This window comes from uncultured Mycobacterium sp., from assembly GCF_964249325.1.
Lineage (GTDB): Bacteria > Actinomycetota > Actinomycetes > Mycobacteriales > Mycobacteriaceae > Mycobacterium.
Genome location: NZ_CAXUCH010000067.1, coordinates 17,258 through 19,987, shown reverse-complemented (window position 1 = coordinate 19,987; position 2,730 = coordinate 17,258). Strand labels below are relative to the sequence as shown.

Genomic DNA, 2,730 nt, shown 5'->3' with positions numbered 1-2,730 from the left:
GCACATCCTCACCATCAACGCCGCCATCATGCTCACCCTGAGTGCCGGTCAACAGAGGTCCAGTCTGAGCGACCGCGTACCCGCAGGCGGTGAGAGACCTCGGCGTGCCCGGCGTCATGGCTGTGACCCGGTGTCGGATCAGGAGCACTGCGGCGCGCACCAGCGTCGGGCCGCCGAGACTCCACCCGCAACACAAAGGAATTCCCCACGCGCACAATGGGATTCGTGCATGGTGACCACCCGTGGATCATGAACACAGCAAACAAGATCAAAGCTATTCCCGCAGTTCAGAGCGCTAACCAGGGGGGTAGCAAATCTCTCGCCGATCTTGAACGGCCCAGCCTTCGGCTCTGGCAGTTTTTCGCCAACGAAGTTTGGTGTGACATGTTACCAAGCACCACAACACGTTTCGCGCATTGTCTGCGTGTGAATTGCTAAGCAAGACAAGGGTTTTGATGAGAATGGCAGCAAAGCACGGCACACGGCAGCGCTATAACCAGGGTTGTCGCTGCGGGGGGTGTTCGGCGGCGAACAATCGCTATCAGCAGGGCTACCGTCAGCGGAAACTTCTGCCTGAGACTGCGCCGGTAGCGGCAGACGACCCCGGTCCCGTCGAGTTGGCGGTGCAAGCCGAGTTGGATAACCTACCCGCCCCCACCGACAGGCCGGGCGTGGCTGCGGCGGCGTTGGCGATGGCCAGGCTGTTGGATAACCCGCGGGCGGTGGGCAGCCAGCCCAGCGCGGCCAAGGTGCTGGCCGGGTTGCTGCGCGATCTGCGCTCGGCGTCGGTGCGTGGCCGCTACGGACGGTTGAAGGTGGTGCGGGAGATGACCGATAAGGAAGGCACCTGACCTGGCGCGACGCGGGATGTACGGAGACATGAGACCCTCGTTCAGCAAAGGAGGCCCGCTCTCTCAACTAGGGTGGTCGGGACCGAGCGTGGCTACCGATGGGCTTATGCACAGTGGCGGAGGAGACACAGTACACATACGTCGACCGCACTGCCAAGGACCTCAAGCTTGAAGTTGGAGAACTGCTGGTGATCAGGCTGTGGTCGTGGACCAAGGAGCGGCTGCAAAAGGATGCAGAAGATGAGCACTTCAAAGCGGAGCAAACCAATCGACGGCTGCCCTACTACAGCATCTCCACTTTTGCTATGCCCCTTGGCCTGGGCGAAGAGGTCACCGAACTGACCGAGAGGCTGGTTAATTACGTTCGCACGAAGCGAACTGCCAGGCACTATTGCGTCATTACGGAACCGGAACTAGCTGCTGAAGGGTTTCAGTTGATACCAAGTGGGCCGCACGAACACCATTACGACATCCCTCTCGGCGCGGATCGCCTAGACCTGGATGCTGTCGGGAAGTTGGCTGACCTGTTTGGAACCGAGAAGATTAGGATGCCAAGATGACCAATAGGCGCTTTGACCTCGGCAATCGCATCGAGATCAACCCGAATGCGGTCCACGACACCGATCCTGCGGTCTACATCGCGCGCGTCGGTGATGCGTTGAGAATCCCGCGACCGGGCGATGTGGTCACAGTGATCCAACCGGAGGATGACCCTTCAGAAGCCGACTACGCGAGTACTGCGCGAGTCACAGACGTCGACACGACGCGCGGACTAATCACGCTGGTCGTGGACTGGGAAGGGTTCCATGAGGTTCCTCGCATCTTGATACCGCTTGACCCCGCAGCTGGGCACGGCACGTTCCTACAGGCGGTACTCAACTGGTCGTCTGTACCGGAACACTTGTTCGTCGTCAGATTCGACGCGAGCCATCACTTTTTGGTGAATGAGTTCTTAGGCACCACCGTCAACGCCATGTCCCGTGTCGAACCAACCGGTGATCTCGATCCACTACTGGCGCCAACCCGGTGAGAATCCGGGTTCTACTCGCCGATGCGGCCCAACGCGATCCGGCCGGCAAGGTCGGAGCGCTTGGGCTTGGCTGGACAAACACCACCACTCCACTGCCAGGCTTTGCGGTCATCGCGATCCTCGATATTGACTGGGCGGAACTAGCGACAAGCTATGACTTAACGCTCGAAATCTTGACAGAGACCGGTGGCCTCGCACAGCTTGCGGAGCCGTCTGGCGAATCACGAGCGCTGAGAATCGAGCTCTCCGCTGGCATTGAGGTCAAACCAGCGACTCCAGAGGGGACACCGCTTCGGCTGCCCGCTGTCTTTACTTTCCTACCTGGAATACCCCTGCCACCTGGGAAATACCACGTGCAAGTATCGGTCAGAGGGTTTGAAGACGCCTTCTCGGTACCAGAGAGTTTTGAAGTGCTAACCCCGCCGGTGGAGCTCCCTAAGACAGAACAATCCCAAGTAGCAGCTGGCCCGTCGCCCCCTAGTCCAGGTCCGCACTCCTGAGCCGGTGGATGTAGCGCAACCGGTAGCGCAACGGTTCTCGTTTTATGGCTGTGAGCGGGTGTTAGCCGATGCCAAGTAAACCGTTCTGAGCTGCCCAGACTTGTCACCTGCTCACACGTGCGAACACCAAAAGCTTGACTGGGGGTCAAGTGGTCGCAGGTTCAAATCCTGTCAGCCCGACCAGTGTCGTGTCTCGGGACATCGTTGACAGGTGTCCCGAGACATGCTTTACACCTGTAGCCGGTTTTGTTGTGAGTTTCTGCATTTGACGCCGCGTGGTTGGTAGTCGCGGGCGGGGTTGAGGATGCGTTTGCGGATCAGTGTTCTGGTGTCGCGGTCCAGTACGCGG

The 2,730-nt window shown here is 59.5% G+C and carries 3 protein-coding genes; all 3 read left to right on the top strand.

The window, feature by feature from the left end; all coding sequences use genetic code 11:
• Positions 1–455: 455 nt before the first annotated feature.
• The 3 genes from ACFE99_RS10965 (at position 456) to ACFE99_RS10955 (ending at position 1,881) form a co-directional block, all read left to right on the top strand.
• Entirely contained in the window at positions 456–851 is a 396-nt protein-coding gene (locus ACFE99_RS10965) for a hypothetical protein (protein WP_375485111.1), read from the top strand.
• Positions 852–964: 113 nt separating this feature from the next.
• Complete coding sequence (locus ACFE99_RS10960; protein WP_375485109.1) at positions 965–1,411, top strand: hypothetical protein; 447 nt, start codon at positions 965–967, stop codon at positions 1,409–1,411.
• Complete coding sequence (locus ACFE99_RS10955) at positions 1,408–1,881, top strand: hypothetical protein (RefSeq protein WP_375485107.1); 474 nt, start codon at positions 1,408–1,410, stop codon at positions 1,879–1,881. Before ACFE99_RS10960 ends, ACFE99_RS10955 begins: the two co-directional genes overlap by 4 nt.
• Positions 1,882–2,730 lie beyond the last annotated feature (849 nt).

What these genes read in the sequence shown, in the direction of transcription:
- ACFE99_RS10955 (WP_375485107.1), top strand. Translation starts at nt 1,408, where the DNA reads ATGACCAATAGGCGCTTTGACCTCGGCAATCGCATCGAGATCAACCCG.
- ACFE99_RS10965 (WP_375485111.1), top strand. Translation starts at nt 456, where the DNA reads ATGAGAATGGCAGCAAAGCACGGCACACGGCAGCGCTATAACCAGGGT.